Consider the following 24243-nt stretch of genomic DNA (forward strand, 5'->3'; position numbering starts at 1 on the left):
AAGAGGTCTTTTGAAACCCAATGGTCTACCGGTATGCCTTGTTCTATGTGAATATTCTTTTATTACAAAATATTCTTAATTCTATTTGATATCTTTGTTTTGCAGCATTTGAGCCCTAACCTTCATCGGAAGACCAAAGAGGTTAATAAAGCCTTCTGCATCCTTTTGATTGTAAACTTCGTCTTTACTGAAGGTAGCAATTTCTTCACTGTACAGGGAGTATTCTGATTTAGCGCCTGCAGGCATACAATTACCTTTGTAAAGCTTCAGTCTTACAGTACCTGTAACAGTTTCCTGAGTCTTGTCAACAAAAGCTGACAAGGATTCACGAAGAGGAGTGTACCACTGTCCGAAGTATACGAGTTCTGCAAATCTTTGTGCAATAACGTCCTTGTAATGGAGAGTATCTCTGTCAAGACAAAGCAGCTCAAGCTCTCTGTGAGCAGCATATAAGACTGTTCCCGCAGGGGTTTCATAAACACCTCTTGACTTCATACCTACAAGTCTGTTTTCAACCATGTCAACAATACCTACACCATTTTCTCCTGCAAGCTTGTTGAGAACATCCATCATTTCAAGAGGACTGTATTCAACGCCGTTAACCTTTTTAGGAATACCCTTCTCGAAATAAATCTCAACATAGGTAGGTACGTCAGGAGCTTTTTCAGGAGAAACCATCAGTTTTAAAAGCTTTTCGTACTGCGGTTCGTTCCAAGGATCTTCCAAATCGGAGCCTTCATGACTTAAATGCCAAAGGTTTCTGTCCATGCTGTAGTTATCTTTTTTTGTTACGGGAATAGGAATATTTCTTGCTTCAGCATAATCTATGGCATCTTCTCTTGACTTAATATCCCAGATTCTCCAAGGTGCAATTATTTTAAGATGTGGAGCCAAAGCCTTTACTGTAAGCTCAAACCTTACCTGATCGTTACCCTTGCCGGTAGCTCCGTGGCAGATAGCCGTACAGCCTTCTTTAATAGCTATTTCAACCATTCTCTTTGCTATAATAGGCCTTGCAAAAGATGTTCCAAGAAGATATTTTCCTTCGTAAATTGCACCTGCTTTTAAAGTAGGATATATAAAATCGGTTATAAATTCTTCTTTTAAATCCTCTATGTAAAGTTTTGATGCACCGGTTTTGATTGCTTTCTCATTTAATGGTTCAAGTTCTTCGCCCTGTCCCACATCTCCTGCCATGGCAATAACTTCATAACCGTAGTTTTCTTTAAGCCACGGAATAATTATGGAGGTGTCAAGTCCACCTGAATATGCTAATAAAACCTTTTCCTTACTCATTTCAACCACCCTTTCCGCTGATTCTCCAGCAATAAAAACGAATATAAATGCAGATTTATTTCCCTTAAACAACATATTAAAAGTATGCTAAAATATATATGATTTGATTTAGTCAGTAAAAATCAATGTTCTAAGAAACAGCATTTTTGCTGACCTGTAGCTTGGGTTTATTATACAACAAACTGTATAAATATGCAATACTCATCTATAATTATACAAAAATTTATTAACAATATTAGTTTTGCGGAGGATATTTATTGTGATAATAATGGGGATTGACCCTGGATTTGCAATTACAGGCTATGGTGTTGTAAAATATGAAGGGAACAAATTTTCGGTTTTGGATTACAGCGCCATTACTACCGGGGCGTCTATGAAGTTCTCGGACAGACTTCTGGTACTGTATAACGAACTTGAAAAGCTGATAGATAAGTACAAGCCTGACGCAATATCCATAGAAGAACTGTTCTTCAATAAGAATATTAAGACTGCACTTACGGTAGGACATGGCAGAGGAGTAGCTGTACTTGCCGCCGCCAAATCCGGAATAGATATATTTGAATACACTCCCCTACAGGTTAAACAATCAGTTGTTGGCTACGGCAGGGCTGAGAAAGCACAGATACAGCAGATGGTTAAGGCTATATTGAATCTTCCGGCAATCCCAAAGCCCGATGATGTAGCAGATGCTCTGGCTGTGGCAATATGCCACGGAAACTCTCACAGAATGGGTACATTGTTGGGAAATGGAAGGTTCTAAAAATTATTTTTTGGAGAATAAAGAATGTTTGCATACATAAAAGGAACGGTGGAAGTAAAAAACAACGACAGTATAATAGTAGAAGCCGGTGGAATAGGGTATAGAATATTTACCGCACTTTCTACAATAAATAATTTGGGACAAACCGGTACAACCGTAAAGATTTTTACTCACTATTATGTCAGGGAAGATATTGCAGCCCTCTACGGCTTCGGTACAATGGAAGAGCTTTCAATGTTTGAGATGCTTCTGGCAGTTTCAGGGGTAGGGCCAAAGGCAGCAATATCTCTGATTTCAACGCTGTCGCCATCAAGGTTTGCCTTGGCTGTAGTCTCTCAGGATACAAAGTCACTGACAAAAGCTCAGGGTATAGGAATGAAAATGGCTCAGCGAATTATACTGGAGCTAAAGGACAAAATATCAAAAGAGCAGCTTACAGCCTCTATTCCGACGGCCGGCTCGGAAAACAGCTTTGCTCCCGGAGATTCTGTGCTGTCGGAGGCTGTTAGTGCTTTGATGGTTCTGGGGTACGGCTCGGTTGAAGCATCCGGAATTATAACGGGTATTTATGAAGATGGAATGAGTGTAGAAGATTTAATAAAGAAGGCACTTAAATCCCTTTCAAGATAACTTCCCTTATTAAAGGAAGTTATTGATGAGAGATGAAGTTTCAATATATTTTGGCAGCCGTAGCTAACGGCTCATGGAGGCTAATATGACGGATTTAACTGATGAGAGGCTTGTTGAGGCAGGTAACCGTTCTGATGATTTTGACGAGGTTAGTTTAAGGCCCAAAAGGTTCGATGAGTACATAGGACAGTCCAAGGCCAAGGGTAACCTGACAGTATTTATAGAGGCAGCAAAAAGAAGGAAAGAGGCACTGGATCATGTTTTACTTTATGGCCCTCCGGGACTGGGTAAGACTACTCTGGCAAGCATAATTTCATTGGAGATGGGTGTAAACTTAAGAATTACATCCGGGCCGGCAATAGAAAAAGCCGGTGACTTGGCTGCTATACTTACAAACCTTGGTACTCACGATGTATTGTTTATAGATGAAATACACAGGCTCAACAGAAGTGTGGAAGAAATCCTTTACCCTGCTATGGAAGACTATGCTTTGGATATAATTATCGGCAAGGGGCCAAGCGCCAGATCAATAAGACTGGATCTTCCTAAGTTCACCCTGATAGGTGCCACTACAAGAGCCGGGCTTTTGACTGCACCGCTGAGAGACAGGTTTGGTGTAATAAATAAGCTGGAAATGTATACTTCCGAAGAACTAAAGGAAATTGTAATACGTTCAGCAGGGATTCTTAATATCGGACTGGATCAAGAGGGTGCTTATGAGATTGCCAGAAGATCAAGAGGAACCCCCAGAATTGCAAACAGACTGCTAAAAAGAGTACGTGATTTTGCACAGGTAAAAGGAAGTGGTGTAATAGAGCTTGAACTGGCAAAACATGCCTTAGATGCACTTGAGGTTGATGAGATAGGATTGGACGGTGTCGACAGAAATATGCTCCTGAGCATAATCAATAAATTCGGAGGCGGCCCGGTAGGGCTGGATACACTGGCAGCTTCAATAGGGGAAGAATCAGGTACTATTGAGGATGTGTACGAGCCATATCTTATACAATTAGGATTTATAAATAAAACACCAAGGGGAAGAATGGCTACAAAAAATGCTTATGCGCATTTTGGATTGGAGTATGACGGGTAAGCAAAGCCGGAGTATATAATATAGAAGAAAGAGTGATAACACAATGAAAGTACTATTGCACATGTGTTGTGGGCCATGTTCTACGTACCCTGTACAGGAACTTATGAATGAAGGTATTGACATACAGGGGTATTTTTACAATCCCAATATACATCCTATAGAAGAGCATAAAAAACGCAGGGAAAATGTTGAAAAGTTCAGCAAAATAAAAAATATTCCTGTAATATATGATGATGATTTCAGACAGTCTGAATGGGAAGAAATGAAGGATATGGGTGAAGCCAGATGTTTTCACTGTTATAGCGTAAGACTTGAAAATGCGGCAAAACTCGCTGTAGAGCAAGGGTGTGACGGATTTTCAACAACTCTGCTTGTAAGCCCGTACCAGAAGCATGATTTAATAAAAGAACTTGGTGAAAAATACGCAGCACAGTACGGAACTGCATTTTTATACAGAGATTTCAGACCCGGATTCAGGCAGGGACAGCAGTTGGCAAGAGACATGGAATTATATCGTCAAAAATACTGCGGGTGTATTCTCTCCCTTCCTGTGAAATAGGTTTGAGCCAATTTTACCCAATATTTTGCCAGAATTTTTACAATGAGGTTACATTTGCTTTAAAATGTCCAAAATTTTACCCTTTATTGTCAAAATAAAGATATAATAGTATTGAATAAAATAATGGTAAACTATGAGGTGACAGAAGACACATGATGAAAAAAACGTATTTAAAGAGAATGCTGGCATGTATTTTGGGATGTTTTTTGGTATTAATACCTCAGTTTTCTGTGTTTGCAGCACAGACGCTGACTATGGATTATGATGGGAAGAAAGTGAAATATTCTGATGCCGTTTACAAAATCACAGTTGACGGTAAGGAATTAAAAACAGATTTTCCCGGTATTATATTTAATAAAGTTACAATGCTTCCAGTCAGAGCAGTGTTTGAAAATTTGGGCGGCAAGGTTTTATGGAGCAGTAAAACACAGCTTATGGATGTTTCTTATAATGGATTAAAGCTCCAATTTAAAAATAATGACACAAATGCAAAAATTGACGGAAAGACCTATAAACTTACAACGCAGGCTAAAAAAATTAACGACAGACTTATAATACCTGTTGATTTCATAAAAAATATAAAAGGTATTTCTGCTACGGTAGACATTAAGAGCAAATCTATAAATATAAAAACACTAAAAGTTATTCCTCCTAAAGGTGATAATCAGAATGTAACCCCTGAAAAGCCTACTGAACCGGTAAAGGAAAAGCCCACTGATGAACCCCAAAAATCACTTGTAAAGAAAGTGTTTAATTCCTACCTTACATATATAGGCAATCAAGACAGGGTATACTTTGCTTTCAAAGGTATTGCATTAACAAGTACAAGTTCTACTATAAAAAAATATTTTGCCGAAAATTATGATAAGGAAAACGGAAAATATACTATTACAGTACCTGCAACAGCAAAGTTGCAACTTGCAGAAAGCACATATAAAATTGATGACGACTATGTTGATTCTATAATCATTTCACAGGATAAGAAAACCTTGGCTACCAAATTTGATTTTATTGTCAAAAAAGAGTTTACATTTTTCACTTCATATAATAAAGATTTAAAACAAACAGAAGTAAATCTTCTCACACCAGCAAAAGAAGGGGAAAGGCTGGTTGTTATAGATGCGGGACATGGAGGTGTTGACCCGGGTGCTTCAGGTGGTTCTATCAACGAAAAGAATGTAAATCTGGATATTGCTCTAAAACTGGAAAAATTATTGAAGGCTAAAAAGATAAATACCTTTATGTTAAGACAGGATGATACATTTGTAGGTCTTTACGACAGACCGTATATAGCAAATGCTTTAAATGCAACACTGTTTTTAAGTATACATAATAATTCATTCGATAGAAGTACTGCAAACGGTACTGAAACCCTGTATTATCCTGAAAAAGCAGGAGATAAATCATTTACAGGTCAAAAATTTGCTCAATTAATCCAGAATTCACTTATGAGCAGATTGGATACATATAATAGAAAAACTGTCTCAAGACCCGGCTTAGTTGTTCTCAAATATGCACATATGCCTTCTAGCCTGGCAGAAATCGGATTCCTGACAAATCCAGGTGACTTGCAAAGGCTTACTAATCAGAGTTTTCAGCAAAAGACTGCCGAGGCATTATGTGACGCCATAATCAAGGGGCTTGAACAAATAAATAAAGAACAGGAAAGTAAGAAAGAAGAAGCTAAGAAAGAAGAAGCTAAGAAAGAAGAAGCTAAGAAAGAAGAAGCCCGACAAACAGAAGATAATGAGCAAGAAAATAAGGAAGTACAAATTAACCAAAAATAAACTATAAAATTACCAACATTTATGGGAAATAATAATTTTTGTGTATATAGTCTATAATTACCATATATTTCAAATTATTTGAAGGAGGACTATATATGAAAAAAATTATTAGTATTATGTTGGTAATTTTGCTTTTATCGACAGGATGCTCTTTTATTGGTCACAAAGAAAAGCAGGAGCCCGGTGTTCAGGTGGCAAAGCAAACCCTTAATTCTTCTGCAACAAATACAGCTCAGAGTTCTAAAACAGCTGCTTCCGCCACAGCCAGCAGTTCAAAGGGAATGGCAATGGCGGAAGGCACGTCAGCTCCCACGACAACAAGTTCTATGGTAAGCGGTAATTATTCCGGCAGCCAGATTAACAATCTTGTTATAGATAACGGGGCAGGTAAAGGTATGGTTCCTGCTTCTGATAAAACCAATCTTCTTATAACTTTATACTACAAAAACAAAAAGGGATTACTTGTACCTGTTACAAGAACAGTGAAAAAACAGGAAGGTCTTGCAAAAGCAGCAATCCTTGGTCTTGTAAATGAAGCTGTAACCAGAGAAAAGCTGGATTACTACGGACTTTACCCCGTACTGCCCAAAGGCACAAAGGTAAAAGGCATAAATATTAAGGACAAGGTAGCAGTAATTGACTTTTCCAAGGAGTTTTTAAACTTGTCAGGTAAGCAGGAAGAACAAGAGGCTGTAGCTTCCATTGTGTATACACTGACTGGTTTCTCAACAGTATCAGACGTCAGATTTAGGGTTGAAGGGAAGGAAATAACAACTCTTGAAAATGGATTGGACTTATCAGCTCTCCGAAATAGAAGCAATACATTAATTAATTCAAGTGATACTCAAATTAAGGACGGTTGTGTGAAATGTGACTTATACTACGTATCAGATGACAGCAATAATCACAATTATCTTGTACCTGTATCTGTACAGATACCCCAGAGTGACCCTAACGGCATACCTGAACTAATATTTAACGAATTGAGTAAAAAGCCAAATGATACAACATACTTTACATCTATTCCGGAGGGTACAAAGCTTTTATCCTTTGACAAACAGGGAAGCACTGCTGTTCTGGACTTTTCGAGTCAGATTTCAAATTATGGCGGTTCAGAAAAAGAGGATAGTCTTCTAAACCAAATATATTATACAATGAGCCAGATGAAAGGAATACACAAAATAAAACTCCTTATAAACGGTAAGGAAAAGCCTCTGCCGGAGGGCACAGAAGTGGCTTCAGCAAAGAGTGTTCCTGTAACCATTAACAAGGTAATAGATAACTAAATTTATGTAAAGTATACAAAACATATAACATTAATGTTAATTATTTATCTAAATATGCGGATGATTTTTTAGGATATTTGGGTTATTATTATTTTGTTTTTAAGATATGGAGGTAATATGTTGAGGCATGACGGAAGAAGCAATACACAATTGAGGCCGGTCAGGATTCTGAGAAATTACATTAAACATGCGGAGGGGTCAGTTCTCATAGAAGTTGGAGATACTAAAGTGATATGCACGGCTTCTGTTGAGGAGAGGATTCCTCCTTTCAAAAAGGATTCAGGAGAAGGTTGGATAACTGCTGAATATTCTATGCTTCCCAGAGCTACAGCTGTAAGGAATCAAAGAGATATTTCAAAATTAAAGCTTAATGGAAGAAGTTCTGAAATTCAGAGACTTATTGGAAGGTCACTGAGAACTATAGTTGACTTAAAACTCTTGGGTGAGAGAACCATAACCGTAGACTGTGATGTGATTCAGGCTGATGGCGGAACCAGAACCGCTTCTATTACAGGCGGATATGTTGCATTGGCAGATGCGTGCAGGACACTTGTTAAAAACGGTTTAATTTCAAAAACGCCGATTATAGGAATTGTGGCTGCAACAAGCGTAGGAATTGTTAATGGTGAGGAACTTTTAGACCTGTGCTATATCGAGGATAGTAATGCAGAGGTTGACATGAACGTCATAATGACGGATAAAGGTGAATTCATTGAATTACAGGCTACCGGTGAAAAATCAAGCTTTAGTAAGAAACAGCTTGATAAACTTCTAAATTTGGCTGAATCCGGAATACACGAGTTGATAAAGGCTCAGAATGAGGTCATATGGAAAGATTAATTGTTGCTACAAAAAATAAGGGAAAAATAGTTGAAATCAAGCAGGTGTTATCAGGACTGCCACTCGAGGTTATATCAATGAATGAAGCAGGTATTGATATTGATGTAGTCGAGGATGGAGTGACTTTTGAAGAAAATTCTCTGAAAAAGGCTCTTGAAATAAATAAAGTGTCAAAAAGCATGGTTTTGGCGGATGATTCAGGTTTGGAAGTTGACTTTCTGGACGGAGCTCCGGGAATTTATTCAGCCAGATTTGGAGGACCTGAAGCAAGTGATGCCGATAGAAATAAAAAGTTATTGGAAATGTTAAAGGACGTACCTTTTGAAAAGAGAACTGCAAGGTTTGTATGTGCAATAGCGGTAGTATTTCCCGATGGCAGGCACTTTGTAGTCAGGGGAACCTGTGAGGGATTTGTAGATTTCGAATGTAAAGGCAGTAATGGCTTTGGTTACGACCCCCTTTTCTTTGTACAGCAATTTGATAAGACTATGGCTGAAATAGATGCGGATTTGAAAAACAAAATGAGCCATCGTGCAAAGGCGTTGGCATTAATGCAGGAAAAATTACAGAAATACTTATAATAATCGTTTTAGCAGGTTTTGCTGTATGGGGGAATGTCGGTAATGAAAGTACTTGTTATGAGTGATACTCACGGGTATCTCAACAATGCAATGAGGGCAATAGACAATAATCCGGATGTTGATATGATAATTCATCTGGGAGACTATTGCAGGGATGTAGCAGATCTTGAACAGCTATATCCGGATAAAAAGTTTGAGTATGTTTACGGAAACAGTGACTTTGGAGTTGGATTGGTTGAGGCTGAAAAGACTTTGGAAATTGAGGGCAGGAGAATATTTTTGACTCATGGTCATAAATACTCGGTAAAGTGGGACCTAGACCGTATAATTGCAAAGGCGGAGGTTGAAAATGCGCATATTGCTCTTTATGGGCATACTCATGTAGCATTGATTGACCAAACTTGTGATTGTATGGTTCTAAATCCGGGTAGCATAAGTGAATCCAGAAGTAATTTATCTGAGTCCTATGCAATTTTGGATATAACACCTGAAAAAGTAGATGCTGAATTCTTTTATATTTAGCTGAAAGTGAACATAAAAAACATTTAAAAAATTAATAATAAAATGTTGACAAAAGATAATGTACCTTGTATAATAGTAAAAGTCAGCTGGGGGACACGTCCTAAAGGCTGAGAAAACAAGGTGTTGCGGGTGTAGTTCAATGGTAGAACATCAGCCTTCCAAGCTGATTGCGCGGGTTCGATTCCCGCTACCCGCTCCAATATGTGCCCATAGCTCAGCTGGATAGAGCAACGGCCTTCTAAGCCGTAGGTCTTGGGTTCGAATCCCCATGGGCACGCCATATTTAAAAGACATTAGATTACTACAGCTTATCTGTAGCCCATCTAATGTCTTTTGCTTTATATTGAGAACGAATACCACACGTTTTACGTGTGGTTATGACTGGTTGATGTTTTCAATATGCTCATTATAGGAAGTTGCTTCTCATATTTTAATTTTTTATCGCATTTATAAAGTAGACATTAATAACTGCAGAGAAATCAACAATTTCTCTGCAGTATCTTTTTTCTTTTATTTGGTTTTAAAAACTGCGGTGCCATAAGGAGGCAGATTGATTTTACTGTCTACCAAGAATCTTTGACCTATTACTGGTTCCCAATTATAAGGTATATAAAAAACTTCAGGTTTAGGATTATGGTTTAATATAAAGATATATTTTCCGTTCTTGGACGTTCTATTTGTTATTTCAACTCCTTTAGGAGTCTGAAGTATTGGTTGTATATTTGACTTTTTGACAACATAGCATATAAATTCCTTCATAATGTCATTTCCCAACTCTGTTCCTACATAGTATGTGATGCCTTGCTTATAAATGTTTTGTGTAATAGCTGGGGTGTCCTTGTAATAATCTTCAGCATAAAAAGCTAGTGCCTCTGCTCCGTCAAGAGTTATAATATCAGCCCATTTGCTTACTTGCTCCACTTTATCAAAAAGTTCCGAGGAGAACCAACGTATACTTTGAGAGACATCATTCAGACAATCATATTCCGATATTTTTATCCCCGCTATTGGAGCTAAATCTCCGGGGAGTATCTTTGGTATCACAGTATTGTTCCAATTTTTAACTCCTGAACGCATAGTCAGAATTAAATGCCCACCGTCCGATACATATTTTTCAAGCTTTGAAGTCAGATCAGGTTTGCTGAGGAATAGAAGCGGGACCACTAAAAGCTTATATTTCATAAAATCTTGCTCATCGGATACCATGTCAACGGGTATATTTGCTTCATAGAAGGCTTTATAGTATCCTAATAAATGGTTGATATAATTGAGATCATAATGATGGGGCTGAATTTGAAACGCCCATTCCTGATCATAGCTGAATAGTATACCCACATCTGAATCAGGCAATCCACCTTTAAACATCTCCATAACAGGACTTAATTCTCCGATGGTCTGTTTGATTTCCTCATAACGCCTTTCTGGTTCTCCGTGATGAGGAAGAATACCATGCCAGTATTCTTCTGTTCCAAACAGGCATGACCTCCAGCGAAAATATACGATTGTATCCGCTCCATGGGCAATGGACTGATATGTCCAGAGTGCCAGCTGGCCTGGCCTAGGCGTGGGACTCATTGTTTCCCAGCCGGAAGGTCCTGACTGCTGCTCCATAATCCAAAATGGTTTTTGCTTCATTCCTCTCATTAAATCAAGAGTGGCGGCTAAACTATGCTTATGAGAGAGCATTTCTATGCTCTTTTTAAAATACATGGGATATTGGTCATGTGAAATAAAATCCAGGTCTTTAGACAGATCGAAATAGTTGGTCTTATCAAAAAAACCCATAAAATTATGAGTAACAAAGTGATGGGGACACTCTTTACGTACTATGTTTAACTGATGCTTCTGAAAATCCACTATGAGGTCAGAGGAAAATCTTTTCCAATCAAGCAGGAGAGAAGGATTATGGGAATTTGGGGTGCGCAGGGGTACTGGAATCTGATCAAAGCTAGAGTAGGTCTGACTCCAGAAAGTAGTTCCCCATGTGTTATTTAAATTATCTATTGTTGTATATTTATTTTGCAGCCATTGATGAAAGGCGGTGCGACAAGAGTCACACATACATAGCTGCTGATGGCTGTTTCCAAACTCATTGTCAATTTGCCAGCCTACAACATCAGGATTATTGCTGAAATGTTTTGCCATGGAGGCAACAAACCGTTTAATATGGTTTCTATAGACCTGATTGGATTGACAGTTGTGATGCCGTCCTCCAAAGCTCAGCCTTATGCCTTCTTGGTTTACAGGCAAAATCTCAGGATTTTTCTCTATAATCCAGATAGGTGGGGTAGCTGTAGGAGTACCTAAAACCGTCTTAATTCCTTCTTTGCCTAAAGTGGCGATAGCTTTGTCCAGCCAACTAAAGTCATAGGTACCTTCTTCAGGTTCCATTTTTGCCCAAGAAAACTCTGCCAGCCGGACAACTTCTATTCCGGCTTCCTTCATAAGCTTTGCGTCAACTGTCCATCTTTCTTCTGGCCAATGCTCAGGGTAATAATCAACACCGAATTTCATTAGTATATTCCTCCTTAAAAATAAAAATATTATCGCAATTTATATGCCTTATTTATAAGACTTTTCATCCCTTTATTAAAAAAATCACCAATTACTTTGTTGGAACAATTGAAAAACAATCAAAAATTTGCAGCGAAGCCGATTAATTTAATTTATTTTTTCGACTTGGAGGCGATTTCTTTAGTACCCATTACTTGAGGTAATCATGAACCTATAAAACACTTTAGTGTTGCAGTGATGATTGAAAATATAAATATGCATGTAGAACATCCCAAATACGTGAAAAGCAAGACAACAAATTAGAAGACAGCAAGCACTTATTTACTAATTTGTTGTTATGGCGTCGTGATGCATAAATAATGCCTTACGTGAGTACATTTCAACAAGTGCTTATAGCAATACAGATTACTATAGCATACATATTTAAAATATAGCCGGTGGTCTATTTTCATGCAAAACTTTTACTTACTTATAAAATAGTTATTATTTAATTTTTAATCTGTTTATACTAGAATTAGATTTTTGATTAGGTTTTTCTAATTCAGATAAATAATATATATTATTTATTATTATACATTTACATAAAATATAATTAATACATATAAATCTAACTAAAATGTTTAAATAACCAACTTATCAACGAAAAACCTTTACTTTGATATAGAAGTTTGTTTTTTAAACATTTTGGTTTAATATTATTGTATATATTGCTGAATTTTAAATTTATAATGTACACAAGTTGGTCAAGTTTCACAAAAATATGAGGAGGTTATATTTAAATGAAGAAGATTTTTACTGTACCTGTTGCTGCAATTCTAGCTGCAAGCCTTCTATTGGGAGGATGTGGAGGGCAAAGTGGAAAAACTAATCCGTCCGACCAGTCATCTTCCGCTGAAAAAGAGAAGATGGTCTTGGCTACCGTATCGGATCCTAGAAGTAAAGCAATTCTGGAGATGATCGATAAGAAGATCAAAACCTATGATCCTGACAACAAATTTAATGTAGAAATCCAGATGGAAACGTATGAGGTTGAGCAGTATAAAACCAAGATTACAACCCTAATGGCATCTAATTCTCAGCCAGATATCTTCTACACCTATGAGGCTGGCTTTATGAAGCCGTTTGTAGATGGTGGCAAGATATACCCCATAAGTGATACACTAGAAAAGGATACTGAATGGAAGGATAGGTTTCAAGATGGTGTATTCAAACCGTTGAGTTTTGATGGTAAAATCTATGGGATTCCTTTGACAAAGCAGCTTAGTGTTATGTTTTATAATAAAAAGCTGTTTAATGAGGCTGGAATAGCCGGTGCTCCAAAAACTTATGATGAGTTCCTAAAGGATATTGACGCCTTCAAAAAGAAAAATATTATTCCTGTCAGTCTTCCATCACAGAGGGCATGGTTAGCCGGAGAATTAATGCAGCAATTGACAAACGGTGTGGGAGGAGAAGACTTATATAACAAGATTTGTGACGGTACGGCTAAATGGGATGATCCCCGGTTTATTGAGGCCGCTACTCTGTTCTCAGATCTTGTAAAAAAAGACTCCTTCCAAAAGGGTTTCCTTGGAATGTCTCAGGATGAAGGACGTGATCAATTTAGAAATGAAAAGGCTGCCATGTTCTATACTATTTCGTCAGATTTTGAAGCTTTGACAGCAGAAGATTCTCCTGTAGGAAAGAATCTAGATTTCTTTATGCTTCCTCCTGTAAAGACTGAAAATGGTGCACTCAATGTAGGCTCAATAGGTAATACCTTTGCCATAAGCATGACGGCAAAGAATATCCCGGCTGCAGCGGCACTTATTAAAACTTTTTCAGACAAAGATATGCAGGAAAATATTGCGTACACAGCTAAGCAGTTTATTGTTACAAAGCAGAAACTGGATGAGACGAAAATGGCTCCTTTGGCGATCAAGTTCATTAATGCTACAAGCGATATAAAGGTTCTCACGCCGTGGTTTGACAGAATTTTTGGATCAGGAGAGGGTACTGAGTTTAATAATACTGCAGTAGCCATTGCTGCAGGAAAAGATCCTGCGGATCAGATGAAGAAACTGCAGAAATTTGCGGAAGATAATAAGAACAGATAATAAATTAGTCTAAATGCGAAACTGCCGCAACGGTTGTTTGGTGTGAATTTAGTTTCCAATAAACTCCGTTTATAGCGGCAGTCTAGCAAAAAATCAAGGAGTGAAGCAATGAATAATGTTTTGAGTAACAAAAAATATATTGCTATATTTGTTCTGCCAGCATTCATTTTTTATACAGTATTTGTACTTTTTCCAATTGGCTATAATGTGTATCTCAGCTTTTTCAGAACAAATCTCATGGGCAATTCGACCTTCATTGGAATAACAAACTATATTAATTTGATTAACGATCAGTTTTTTGTAATGGCCTTTAAAAACAATATCTTTTTGATGATTGGTTCTCTGCTGGCACATTTGCCGCTTGCTCTATTTTTTGCAAATGCTCTTTTTCAAAAAATAAAGGGAAGCAAGATTTTTCAATATGTGTTTTTTCTGCCTACAGTCATATGTGGTGTTGCTGTAGGTATGATGTTTAACTTTGTATATAACTCCGAATTCGGTATAGTAAACAAAATTCTTGACATTATTAATCTTGGCAATCTAAAAATGGGATGGTTGAATAATGAAAAAACCGTAATGTATGCATTGATCTTTGTAATTATGTGGAGGTTTGTCGGCTACCATATGGTTATTCAGTTAGCTGCAATGAAGTCTATCCCGGAAAGCCTTTATGAGAGCGCATCTCTCGAAGGTGCCACCCGTTGGCAACAGTTCCGAAACATAACTTTTCCACTTATCAGAAATATACTTAAGATCGATACCATACTTATTATTACGGGCTCCATAAAGTATTATGATCTGGTTGCTGTTATGACTAAAGGTGGTCCTAATCATGCCAGCGAAGTTATGTCTACTTATATGTTTTATCAGGGATTTAGAACGATGAAATTCGGCTATGCTAGTGCTATAGGAATAATTCTTCTGATTTTATGCCTTTTAGTTATTATGGGAGTGAATTATTTTGCAAAGACCGAGGATTACGAATATTAATACTCTTTGGTAAAGGAGAAGAACGTGAAAAAAAATAAAATCTCAATTAGTACGAATATTACATTTGCTGTACTTGTTCTATTTGCTTTGTTATGTATATATCCTATTTTCTGGCTGATTTTAAATTCTTTTAAAGACAATAGTGAAATTTTTACCAACCCATGGGGATTACCTAAAACAATTTCCTTTGTAAATTATATTAGAGCTATTGAAGTAGGAAACGTAGGAATTAACTTTCTCAATTCTGTTTTTATCACAGTGGTATCCGTGTTTGTGGCTGTACTGCTTAGCTGCATGGCTTCTTATGGCATTGTGAGAATGAAATGGAAGATGTCTCGTTTTGTGTACTTTTTGTTTCTTATAGGTATGAGTATTCCTTCCTATTCGGCTATTGTGCCGCTGTTTAATATGTTTAATAAAATGGGAATTATTAATAAATATCCGGCTATTATAATACCTCACATTGCTTTTGCACTTCCAATATCAATCTTTATCTTGTCAGGATTTTTCTCTAGCATATTAAAGGAAATGGAGGAGGCTGCTATCATCGATGGATGCAGTATTATGGGAACTTTTTTCAAAATTATTATTCCCATCAGTATTTCATCTATCGTGACGGTCACGGTAATAAATTTTATTAATATATGGAACGACCTTTTGTTTCCACAGATATTTTTGTCTGATAAGAATATGATGCCTCTTCCTGTGGGTCTGACTGCTTTTAGTGATCTTTACAGCACGGATTACTCGGGAATGATAGCGGCTGTTGTATTTACTATCATACCTACCATTGTCGTATACATATTCCTTCATAACAAAATCATGGAAGGTATGACTGCAGGGGCTGTTAAAGGCTAATTAAAGGAACAGCAGTCACACAAAACTAATTAATTAAAAGTCACCTAAAATCATATAAATACGTGGTTTTAGGTAATTTTTATTCAGAAACCGATGAAGTGACGAAAATTATTCATATTCCAACGGTGTAATTTAGAAACTGCTATAGTTTTGTTATTATAGAATAAATTGACATGCAATAAGCAGGGAGAGCCTTGCATTGCTAATCAGACAGGATGTATAATTGTTATGTAAAGTTATTCTTGGTCCATTATGCTAGAAGATAGGTTTCATGACTACAATCACAAAACAAATAGGGGAAGTGTGCTGATGAAGCTTTTAATAGTTGACGACGATCTCATGATAAGAAAAGGTCTTTTGTCATTGGATTGGAAGTCAATAGATATAACGTTGTGCGGAGCGGTTCAGAATGGAAATGAAGCGCTGGAAATAGCCAGACAGGTAAAACCGGACATTATTCTGTCTGACATCAGTATGCCAGCGATGGATGGCATTAGTCTTTCTCGTGAGCTTCTTGGACAAAACTCGGATTGCATAGTGATATTTCTGAGCGGTTATAGCGATTTTAAGTATGCAAAAGCAGCATTGTCCATGGGGGTATTTGATTATATACTAAAACCTACATCACCGGAAGAGATATTTGATTGTGTTCAGAGAGCCAGGGTGCGAATACTTAAGGAACGCAGCGAAAGAGTATCGCTGCATATCATGAGGACTGAGCTAGAGGTACATAAGATGGTTGGAAATCAAGAAATAAGAGGCTGTGAAGAAGTCTCAAATTCACGAAACTCTGAGGGCGTGGTAGATAAAATAATGAAATATATAGAAAGCAACTACATGAATGATATTTCACTTATAACCCTGTCCGAAGAGATACATTTGAATTCTATTTATATAAGCCGCATTCTAAAAAGGAGCACAGGCTATACCTTCCTTGAAATCATCACTGCTGTGCGTATGGTAAAGGCGGCGGAACTGCTGAGGAACTCTGGTTTTACCATAGCACAGGTATCCGAGTCTGTAGGGATAAACGACCAAAGGTATTTTAGTCAAGTGTTTAAAAAAATATTCAACCTCACTCCAAGAGAATTCAGGAATCTGAATAATGAAGATATTAAGCAGGATGTCTTTGACAAATTAAAAAAATGGATTGAATGTTAGCCTATGAGAAGATTGAATTATTATATTAATAGCATATTTAGAAAGAGTATCAGCGGTAAGTTTGTCATTAGCATGACAGTATTAATCGTACTGTCTGTGTTTCTTGTGGGATACGGATCTTTTCAGGTTGCGGGGGATGTTGTTGAAAGAGAAACCCGAAATTATGTAGAGGATATTCTTCTGCAGACCGGAAAAAATATAGAAATGAGTCTTAAGAATGTATCGGATATTGTGTTCTATCTTCAGATAAATTCAGTACTACAGAGATCCATTACTCATGCGAAAGACAATGAAGAAGGCTTAGAAGCAATTCAAACCAGGGAAAACATCCGTAATACAATTTATCACTCTGTTCTTTACAATGATGAGATTGAGGCAGTGGAGCTGATTTCTGATTCGGGCAAGGTATTCGAGATTAATAAAACATTGGAAGAGCACTTTCTGAACCGAACAGGCAAAAAGGAAATATATGATGCTAAGGGCAGCAAACTGTGGGTGGCTACTGATCCTATAACGAGGACCTTTGCAATAGCTGCGGCAGTAAACAGCCTGAGAACTCAGAAGCCTCTGGGTTATATCAATTTCTACATCAAGGAAAGCTATATTAACAATATATTTTCCCAAATGAAGTTTTCAAATTCAGGAGAAATGTTCATAATGAACAGAGATGGGATAATTATCTCCCATAACGATAAATATCTGTTGAATACGAAGATAAAACAGGACTATACCAAAGGAATATTCAATGGTAATAATAGAGGGTTTTTTCACTGTAAGATTAATAATGAGGAAAGCTATGTAGCTTATCTGTACTTGAAGGAGCAGTCCTGGTATATTGTTTCCATAATTCCGGCTATTAAATACAGTCAGAAACTGTTACTAGTAAGGTTAGCTATTATTATCATAGGTATTTGCGTAGTTGTTACAGCGATTTTTGCCGCTATTTTTATAACCAATAGGATATCAAGACCCATTAAAAAGCTAAAGGTAGCTATGAAGCAGTTTGGGGAAGGGGATATGTCTGTAAACTGCAGTGTCGAATCACAGGATGAAATAGGGCAGCTTAGCAGGGACTTTAATAAAATGGTTCAAAATATTAATGAGCTTATCCAGAGAGTATATGATGAAACACTTTTAAAACAGCAGGCAGAGCTTAAGTCGCTGCGCATGCAAATTAACCCGCATTTTTTTTATAATACACTGGAAACAATCAATTGGATGGCTAGAATAAATGGCGTGACAGAAATTGGGGTAGTGGCTAAGGCAATGGGAGAGCTTATGCGACTAACGATAGGAGGTTCTGATTTTATTAAGATTTGTGATGAGCTTAAGTCAGTAAGCAATTATATAAGTATACAGAAGTATCGGTATGATGATAAATTATCCGTTTCTATGGATATTAATGAAGAACTCTATGAACTCTATATCCCCAAACTTATACTTCAGCCTATTATAGAAAATTCAATAGTACATGGTATTTTAAATAAAGCCAGTGGTGGACACATTGAGATTAGGGGAAGATTAATAAGCGACATAGTTGAGTTTACAGTCAATGACAATGGTGTAGGAATTCATCCAGAGCGTTTGAAAGACATTCTTGAAAATAAATTTGATACTTTTGAAGATGATCATACGCATGTGGGTGTAAACAATGTAGACAGACGACTAAAAATATACTATGGAGAGAAGTATGGAGTTCAAATAAAAAGCAGGGTAGGCGTAGGAACGGATGTAATCATTCGTTTTCCCGGCCTTAAATTTTTACCTGATGATAACACCAGATAATTATACTGACTGGAGTAAATTAACAAGATATTAGAGTTAAGTTATAATCACGTTAGCGAACAACTCGATAACGAATATAATATTTTATAAAAATCTTTATGGTAACTAATGCAGTATTGCATAATAATAACGCAATTTCTTACTTTATTATTCGTGAATATCACACCTGCAATTAAGAAAATACCTGTCAGGAACTTACAATATACTGTTTCTTACAGATGTGATCGTCAGCGGGTAACGTTTTATATGTGTATAAAAATTAATCCCTAAGGTTATTACATTTAATGTTTTGAGGCTTTTAGTGTCTTACACTTTAAATTTGGCAAAACTATCAATTCACACATCTGTATGAACTGAGGATTAATTCTATTTTATAAATTAGAAAGACAAACTATTAAAAGTCAACAAAAAGACCTGATGAATCAGGAAGATTGTACCTTGATAATGATATATAGTGGTTTGCCTTATTGTACATACGAAGTACCCTTCATGGGTCAACATCTAACTTATTCGCAAACTGTTTATAAGATAGAGGCATCAGTCTTTCAAGTTCGAGGTCTATGCCTCAAGGAAGGTACATGACACTCTATCTAATGAAACAAATTATACAGCTAAAAACCGTATAAATATACAATTATTAAGGGTTATAGGTTACCTTAATCAACCTAAATATATTATATAAAGGATGAACTTATTATGAAAATTACAAAGATTGATGTTATGCTGTTGGAAGGGGAAGGTAATCCATCTTGGCGTCCTATTGTATGTCGCATCTATACGGATGAGGGTATTTATGGAGATGGTGAGGCCGCCATCGCTTATGCTGTGGGTGCACCTGCGGCTTACGGAATGGTTAAAGACTTGGGTAAAATGATTATAGGTATGGATCCGCTGGATAATGAGGTTATATGGGACATTATGTACCGAAATACATTCTGGGGTCAAAACGGGGGGGCAATAGTTTTCTCAGGTATCAGTGCTTTGGATATTGCGCTTTGGGACATCAAAGCCAAATATTTCGGTGTTCCGCTATATAAGCTGCTTGGAGGTAAAAAACGAAGTAAACTTCGCACTTACGCAAGCCAATTGCAGTTCGGCTGGAGCGACCACTATGAGATAGCTGCAAAAACAGAGGATTATGTGGCTAATGCTAAAAAGGCTGTTGCGGAAGGATACGATGCTATCAAAATAGACTTTTTTATGTTTAATAAAGATGGGGAACGTTTCCAGAATGATTTGGAGTCAGTAACACTGTTGAAGCCTTATTATGTTAATCTGATTGAGGAACGCCTTTCAGCAGTTCGAGAGGCAATTGGACCGGATGTAGATATTATTATGGAAAACCACTCTTTTCTTGATACCAATTCTGCCATTCAGCTTGGTTTGATAGCACAGAAGTATAAAATTTTCTTTTTTGAAGAACCAAATACCCCAACACCTAAAACAACTAAATTCATTTGTGATAAGCTTCAGATGCCTATCGCTCACGGAGAACGTATCTATTCACGCTGGGAGTTTGCACCCTATTTTGAAAACCAATCGGTTCAACTCATTCAGCCAGACATCGGGAACTGCGGCGGTGTGACAGAGGCTAAAAAGATTTGTGATATGGCGCATGTCTATGACATATCAGTTCAGGCACATGTATGTGCAAGCCCTATTTCTACCGCTGTAGCATTGCACCTGGAAGCAGTTATACCCAATTTTTGCATCCATGAGCACCATGTATTCAATCTGCACCAGTATAATAAGAATTTTGGAAAATACGACTTGCAGCCGGTGAATGGTTATTTTAATGTACCTGAGACACCCGGAATCGGAAACGAGCTTTCTGATTTGTGCTTTGAGCAATATATTGAAAAAACCACCATTAAGTAGAGGTATTACTTAAGCAATAAGTTAATGTCTCTTACTAAATACCCACTATTTTAGGTATTAGGGAGGAGTTTTTACAAGGCCGAGATAAACAAAACGGTTCAGCGTAGCATTGAGCATCGCTGAACCGTTTTGTTGTAACTAAAAAATTTATTTTAAAATATAACAATATTAATAAAGTAGACAAAATCAAGGGGATGACAAATAATACTTAATTTCGTATAATAAAAAAAGATATACATTATCTTTCTGTATGATCATAGATATTTTCCAATACTATTATGTATGAAAGACTTTTTTAGAAATATATAAAAAAGTATTTTTAAAAAGTACTTTGAGGAAATAATTGATATATTATTCCAAAAAATTAAATTGAGAAAATATGTAATCATATAGAATGGATTTATACTCTAAACTATGAGTAAACTTTTCGCTGATAGAGAAGGGTTGAAGTATGGTGACTACAGTATGGATTCGATGTTTTTCTACAACTATATTTTACTAGATGGTAAATACAAAATGGAAGAAAAAAAAATAAAGCGGTCGGTAGAAAAACCGAAAATAAACCGAGTTTCAGTTGTTGAGCAGATATGTTCACTAGTCAAGCAGGATATAGCTAATGGCGTATGGAATCCAGGAGACAAGTTGCCGACGGAAGCGAAGTTTTCAGAGATATTTGGGGTTAATCGTTTGAGTGTACGAATGGCCTTGCAAAAGCTTAGTACACTGGGTATTATTGAAACACGTGTAGGTGAGGGCTCATTTGTGAGAACATTTTCTTTGCGTCCGTTTTTAAGTGAGATTGCTGTTTTTTATGATGACGATGACAAATATAATGATGTACAGCAGCTTAGAAATTTTCTTGAAGGTGAATGTATGAATCTTGCGATACTGTATGCATCACAGGAAGAAAAGGATGAACTGAAAGAGGTGCTTGAACAGTACCATGAGAGTTTTAAAGAGTATAAAAAGGATATAGATAATGCTGAAAGTCTTGAGAAAATGGTAGACGCTGATTTTGAATTTCATTGTCAAGTGGTAAAAATGAGCCATAACAAATTGTATAATGATATTTATTATATAGTTCACCAACTTATTCGCCGACATATTACCAAATTGATTAGTACTCGAGCACATCGCAGAAGAGAAGCAGATATCTCTGATGACACACATGAGCGAATTTATCAAGGAATTATAACGGCGGATCGTGAAACAGTGAGAAAAGCCAGAGAGGAAGTTCTGGGAATAATTCCTATTCAAGGAGTGGATCTTTAGTAAAAGGTATGATTAAGGATAATACTCCTAATATAGCTTCTGCCTGAAATAGTTAAAAAGACAGGAGAGCACAAAAACTGAGATTCAATTGCCTGAGTTTGCAGAGAAAATTATTTTTCTTATAAAATGTGAATACGGAAAGATACTACCATGCGATAAAACAAATAGTTTATGATATAAAACATGAATATTGTAGATTATGCATAATCACAAATGGTGACTTTGAAACGAATGAAGTTGTACCGGCTTTGTATGTGAAAAATTTACCTTTTCCTTTAAAATGAGCCGCCGGAAACTCTTGCAAATAATGTTGGAAGCAATTGTTTTGTATCAGCCCTTTTATTGAGAATAATTCAAATTGTCATAAATGTCAGAGTGTCGTATTGTAAAGTTCGTATTATTATTGTGATTTATAATATCGAGAAGTCTTCTGATTTCTTGTACCTCGTATTTCTTCATGTGAGGTGATGCCAGTATCTCTAAAATGATTTCAGAGGGGTCAACTTTAACTTTTATTCCTTCCTGTGGGAGATTTTCCAGTCCAAAATGAAATCTTTGGCTGACTTTGTTCGCAAGGATAGTTTCATTTTGACAAGAGGGAACAGTGGTTGATTCTTTTCCTTCCTTATAAAGAATAATTCTGAATTCATTTTCGAAAATAAATTCTTTTCTTTTATTTTTAAAAGGAAGAAGCTCGTTATAAATGTAGTCGGTATCGTTTTCTTTGTCAAAGTCAATATAGTTTACCTGAGACATTGTCATTTTGTAACCATGGGGAATAACCAATGAATTAGAAAGCCTTTGTGTTGTTGTATTGACTGCAATTCCAAAGCCTGCTTTCGCATACAATTCCCACATTGCCGCAGATTCAGTATCATTGATGTGCCAGCAGCTTATTGCAGCCTTTTTTCTTTTTTCATTGAAAATCTTTTGGAATTCGGTTATTACATCGGTTTTATTCTTGACAGTGCCGTAATCCCTGAAGTTCTCTATCATACTTTGAAAGGTCTGCTTTGGGATTGCGCCTTCATATTTGTCTTTGAAAGTATCAGCGCGGGCAAAATATAATTCACCGTTAATTAGTGTCAGAAATTTTATTAAGTCGTAGTATCTCCACAGTTTTTGAGCTTTCACTTTACCCTCCAAAAAGCATTTGTATATTCATATAATTCCAATAACGAGCATTATAGATACATATAAAATAAAAGGCACAAATTGTAAATTGAGTATGAATTAGCAATTTACAATTTGCACCCTTATTAATCTAATCAATGAAGTAGAGTGTTCTTATTTAAATCAAAGGTAGAAAGTGACAAATTTAATGGTAAAGAAATCACAAACTACAATGTCATCAGTTTCAGCCTGCCTTAAAACAAGATAGTTGGCACCTACGGCCAGAAGTTTTCCGAATTTATCTACAAGAGTCCCGGTTCCTATAAGAAATTCTACTCTAACGGTTTTACCTATCTGTGTTCTTAGAAACCCGTTCATAAACTCAATGCTTTGAGTTGTCATGGGCTGGGGTTCGGTTGTAGGCGTAATGGGTGACAATGGATTCAACTGCTGATTCATATTCTGTGGTTGTGACATTGGCTGGTTTGGTGTCATAAACGGTACAGTCTGACCAACCGTTGAATTTCCCATTGGAAAGGCTGTAGAGCCAAAAGGGCCACCAGTAGGTATTCCGGTAGGAAAACTTTCCGGATTTATCATATTGTTATTTTGACGGTCGTCAAAATAGCAATCCGGTATGTTGTAATATGGAGTATGTGAGCTTTTCATAATTTAGTCTTCCTTTCTTTAAAATACATTAATTTAGGTACTTGCATACTTTTGAGTGGGGATATAATAACAGTGCTGTTTTAGCCTTGTCAAATATGTTCCGTTTTCACCGGGAGGAAAAAAGGATACACATGTAGGTTTAAACGGATTGAAATACCATAATGAGTTTGCTACAGCACCAAGAGTGTTGCCGGACATAGCCCAATCTGCAATGTCATAATGTATTTGTAAAGGAGTCATATTATATATATTTTGGGGGTTGTATTGGCCATTTACGACTTCCATTACACATGTAAACTGTCGTGGTTGGTATATTGCAGCTCTGATGTCACCATGAACCAATTTGAAAAACTCTCCATATGGAACATTTACCCGGTTCATAACTACAGAGGCAACCCCTTTCATACCGTCGTACCCTTCACCATCGGCTTCACAGCGTAGTAATCTTGCAAGCAGTTCTCGGTCTGATAATGGCATATTAAATCACCTTAAAATAATTTTTTCTATTCACATTAATAGTATATTAAGATGAAGTGTTTAATGTTACATAATA

Annotated in this window: 21 protein-coding genes and 2 tRNA genes; 18 read left to right on the top strand and 5 right to left on the bottom strand. The window is 36.7% G+C overall.

Annotation, left to right across the window (positions count from 1 at the left end; genetic code table 11):
* Positions 1–81 precede the first annotated feature (81 nt).
* Complete coding sequence (locus P0092_RS06090; protein WP_004617155.1) at positions 82–1296, bottom strand: argininosuccinate synthase; 1215 nt, start codon at positions 1294–1296, stop codon at positions 82–84.
* A 259-nt stretch (positions 1297–1555) separates the two neighbouring features.
* Between P0092_RS06090 and ruvC the strand changes: the two genes are divergently transcribed.
* The 11 genes from ruvC to P0092_RS06145 all read left to right on the top strand — a co-directional run bounded on the left by ruvC (position 1556) and on the right by P0092_RS06145 (position 9634).
* Positions 1556–2056 carry a crossover junction endodeoxyribonuclease RuvC gene (gene ruvC, locus P0092_RS06095; protein WP_004617156.1) on the top strand — a complete coding sequence of 167 codons (501 nt, stop codon included), beginning with the start codon at positions 1556–1558 and terminating at the stop codon, positions 2054–2056.
* 24 nt (positions 2057–2080) lie between these two features.
* Positions 2081–2686 carry a Holliday junction branch migration protein RuvA gene (ruvA, locus tag P0092_RS06100; protein WP_004617164.1) on the top strand — a complete coding sequence of 202 codons (606 nt, stop codon included), beginning with the start codon at positions 2081–2083 and terminating at the stop codon, positions 2684–2686.
* Positions 2687–2771: 85 nt separating this feature from the next.
* The gene (gene ruvB, locus P0092_RS06105) at positions 2772–3779 is read left to right on the top strand and encodes a Holliday junction branch migration DNA helicase RuvB (protein ID WP_004617166.1); all 1008 of its coding nucleotides are present in this window, start codon (positions 2772–2774) and stop codon (positions 3777–3779) included.
* Positions 3780–3822: 43 nt separating this feature from the next.
* Positions 3823–4338: an epoxyqueuosine reductase QueH gene (locus P0092_RS06110; RefSeq protein ID WP_004617168.1), complete on the top strand. Its 516-nt coding sequence runs from the start codon at positions 3823–3825 to the stop codon at positions 4336–4338.
* Between the two features lie 152 nt (positions 4339–4490).
* A complete protein-coding gene (locus tag P0092_RS06115) occupies positions 4491–6125 on the top strand; it encodes an N-acetylmuramoyl-L-alanine amidase (protein ID WP_004617170.1) in 1635 nt (544 codons plus the stop codon).
* Positions 6126–6220: 95 nt separating this feature from the next.
* Positions 6221–7411, top strand: a complete 1191-nt coding sequence (locus tag P0092_RS06120) for a GerMN domain-containing protein (RefSeq protein ID WP_004617172.1) — start codon at positions 6221–6223, stop codon at positions 7409–7411.
* A 117-nt stretch (positions 7412–7528) separates the two neighbouring features.
* Entirely contained in the window at positions 7529–8251 is a 723-nt protein-coding gene (gene rph, locus P0092_RS06125; RefSeq protein WP_004617174.1) for a ribonuclease PH, read from the top strand.
* Entirely contained in the window at positions 8239–8832 is a 594-nt protein-coding gene (locus P0092_RS06130) for an XTP/dITP diphosphatase (RefSeq protein WP_004617176.1), read from the top strand. Before rph ends, P0092_RS06130 begins: the two co-directional genes overlap by 13 nt.
* Before the next feature lie 42 nt (positions 8833–8874).
* Complete coding sequence (locus P0092_RS06135; protein ID WP_004617178.1) at positions 8875–9354, top strand: metallophosphoesterase; 480 nt, start codon at positions 8875–8877, stop codon at positions 9352–9354.
* Positions 9355–9479: 125 nt separating this feature from the next.
* Positions 9480–9553 (top strand) — tRNA-Gly (locus P0092_RS06140).
* A gap of 4 nt (positions 9554–9557) precedes the next feature.
* Positions 9558–9634, top strand: a tRNA-Arg gene (locus P0092_RS06145).
* Between the two features lie 230 nt (positions 9635–9864).
* Here P0092_RS06145 and P0092_RS06150 read toward each other — a convergent pair.
* A complete protein-coding gene (locus tag P0092_RS06150) occupies positions 9865–11868 on the bottom strand; it encodes a beta-galactosidase (RefSeq protein ID WP_004617179.1) in 2004 nt (667 codons plus the stop codon).
* A 779-nt stretch (positions 11869–12647) separates the two neighbouring features.
* On the opposite strand from P0092_RS06150, the gene P0092_RS06155 reads away from it, so the two are divergent.
* From P0092_RS06155 to P0092_RS06185, 7 genes are all read left to right on the top strand, one after another.
* Complete coding sequence (locus P0092_RS06155) at positions 12648–13964, top strand: ABC transporter substrate-binding protein (protein WP_004617181.1); 1317 nt, start codon at positions 12648–12650, stop codon at positions 13962–13964.
* 108 nt (positions 13965–14072) lie between these two features.
* Positions 14073–14954: a carbohydrate ABC transporter permease gene (locus tag P0092_RS06160; RefSeq protein WP_004617183.1), complete on the top strand. Its 882-nt coding sequence runs from the start codon at positions 14073–14075 to the stop codon at positions 14952–14954.
* Positions 14955–14978: 24 nt separating this feature from the next.
* On the top strand, positions 14979–15812 hold the full coding sequence (locus P0092_RS06165) for a carbohydrate ABC transporter permease (RefSeq protein WP_004617185.1): 834 nt from the start codon (positions 14979–14981) through the stop codon (positions 15810–15812).
* A 309-nt stretch (positions 15813–16121) separates the two neighbouring features.
* A complete protein-coding gene (locus P0092_RS06170) occupies positions 16122–16973 on the top strand; it encodes a response regulator transcription factor (RefSeq protein WP_051131993.1) in 852 nt (283 codons plus the stop codon).
* Positions 16974–16976: 3 nt separating this feature from the next.
* Entirely contained in the window at positions 16977–18758 is a 1782-nt protein-coding gene (locus P0092_RS06175; protein ID WP_004617197.1) for a cache domain-containing sensor histidine kinase, read from the top strand.
* Positions 18759–19454: 696 nt separating this feature from the next.
* Positions 19455–20636: a mandelate racemase/muconate lactonizing enzyme family protein gene (locus P0092_RS06180; RefSeq protein WP_004617199.1), complete on the top strand. Its 1182-nt coding sequence runs from the start codon at positions 19455–19457 to the stop codon at positions 20634–20636.
* A 414-nt stretch (positions 20637–21050) separates the two neighbouring features.
* The gene (locus P0092_RS06185; RefSeq protein ID WP_004617202.1) at positions 21051–21908 is read left to right on the top strand and encodes a FadR/GntR family transcriptional regulator; all 858 of its coding nucleotides are present in this window, start codon (positions 21051–21053) and stop codon (positions 21906–21908) included.
* A gap of 339 nt (positions 21909–22247) precedes the next feature.
* On the opposite strand, the gene P0092_RS06190 is transcribed toward P0092_RS06185, so the two are convergent.
* From P0092_RS06190 to P0092_RS06200, 3 genes are all read right to left on the bottom strand, one after another.
* Positions 22248–23042 carry a DUF2971 domain-containing protein gene (locus tag P0092_RS06190; RefSeq protein ID WP_004617204.1) on the bottom strand — a complete coding sequence of 265 codons (795 nt, stop codon included), beginning with the start codon at positions 23040–23042 and terminating at the stop codon, positions 22248–22250.
* Between the two features lie 162 nt (positions 23043–23204).
* Positions 23205–23690 (bottom strand): hypothetical protein, encoded by a 486-nt coding sequence (locus P0092_RS06195; RefSeq protein ID WP_004617205.1) that lies wholly within the window; start codon positions 23688–23690, stop codon positions 23205–23207.
* Positions 23691–23723: 33 nt separating this feature from the next.
* Positions 23724–24167: a cell wall hydrolase gene (locus tag P0092_RS06200; protein ID WP_004617206.1), complete on the bottom strand. Its 444-nt coding sequence runs from the start codon at positions 24165–24167 to the stop codon at positions 23724–23726.
* Positions 24168–24243 lie beyond the last annotated feature (76 nt).

This window comes from Ruminiclostridium papyrosolvens DSM 2782 (assembly GCF_029318685.1).
GTDB classification, from domain to species: Bacteria; Bacillota; Clostridia; order Acetivibrionales; family DSM-1351; genus Ruminiclostridium; species Ruminiclostridium papyrosolvens.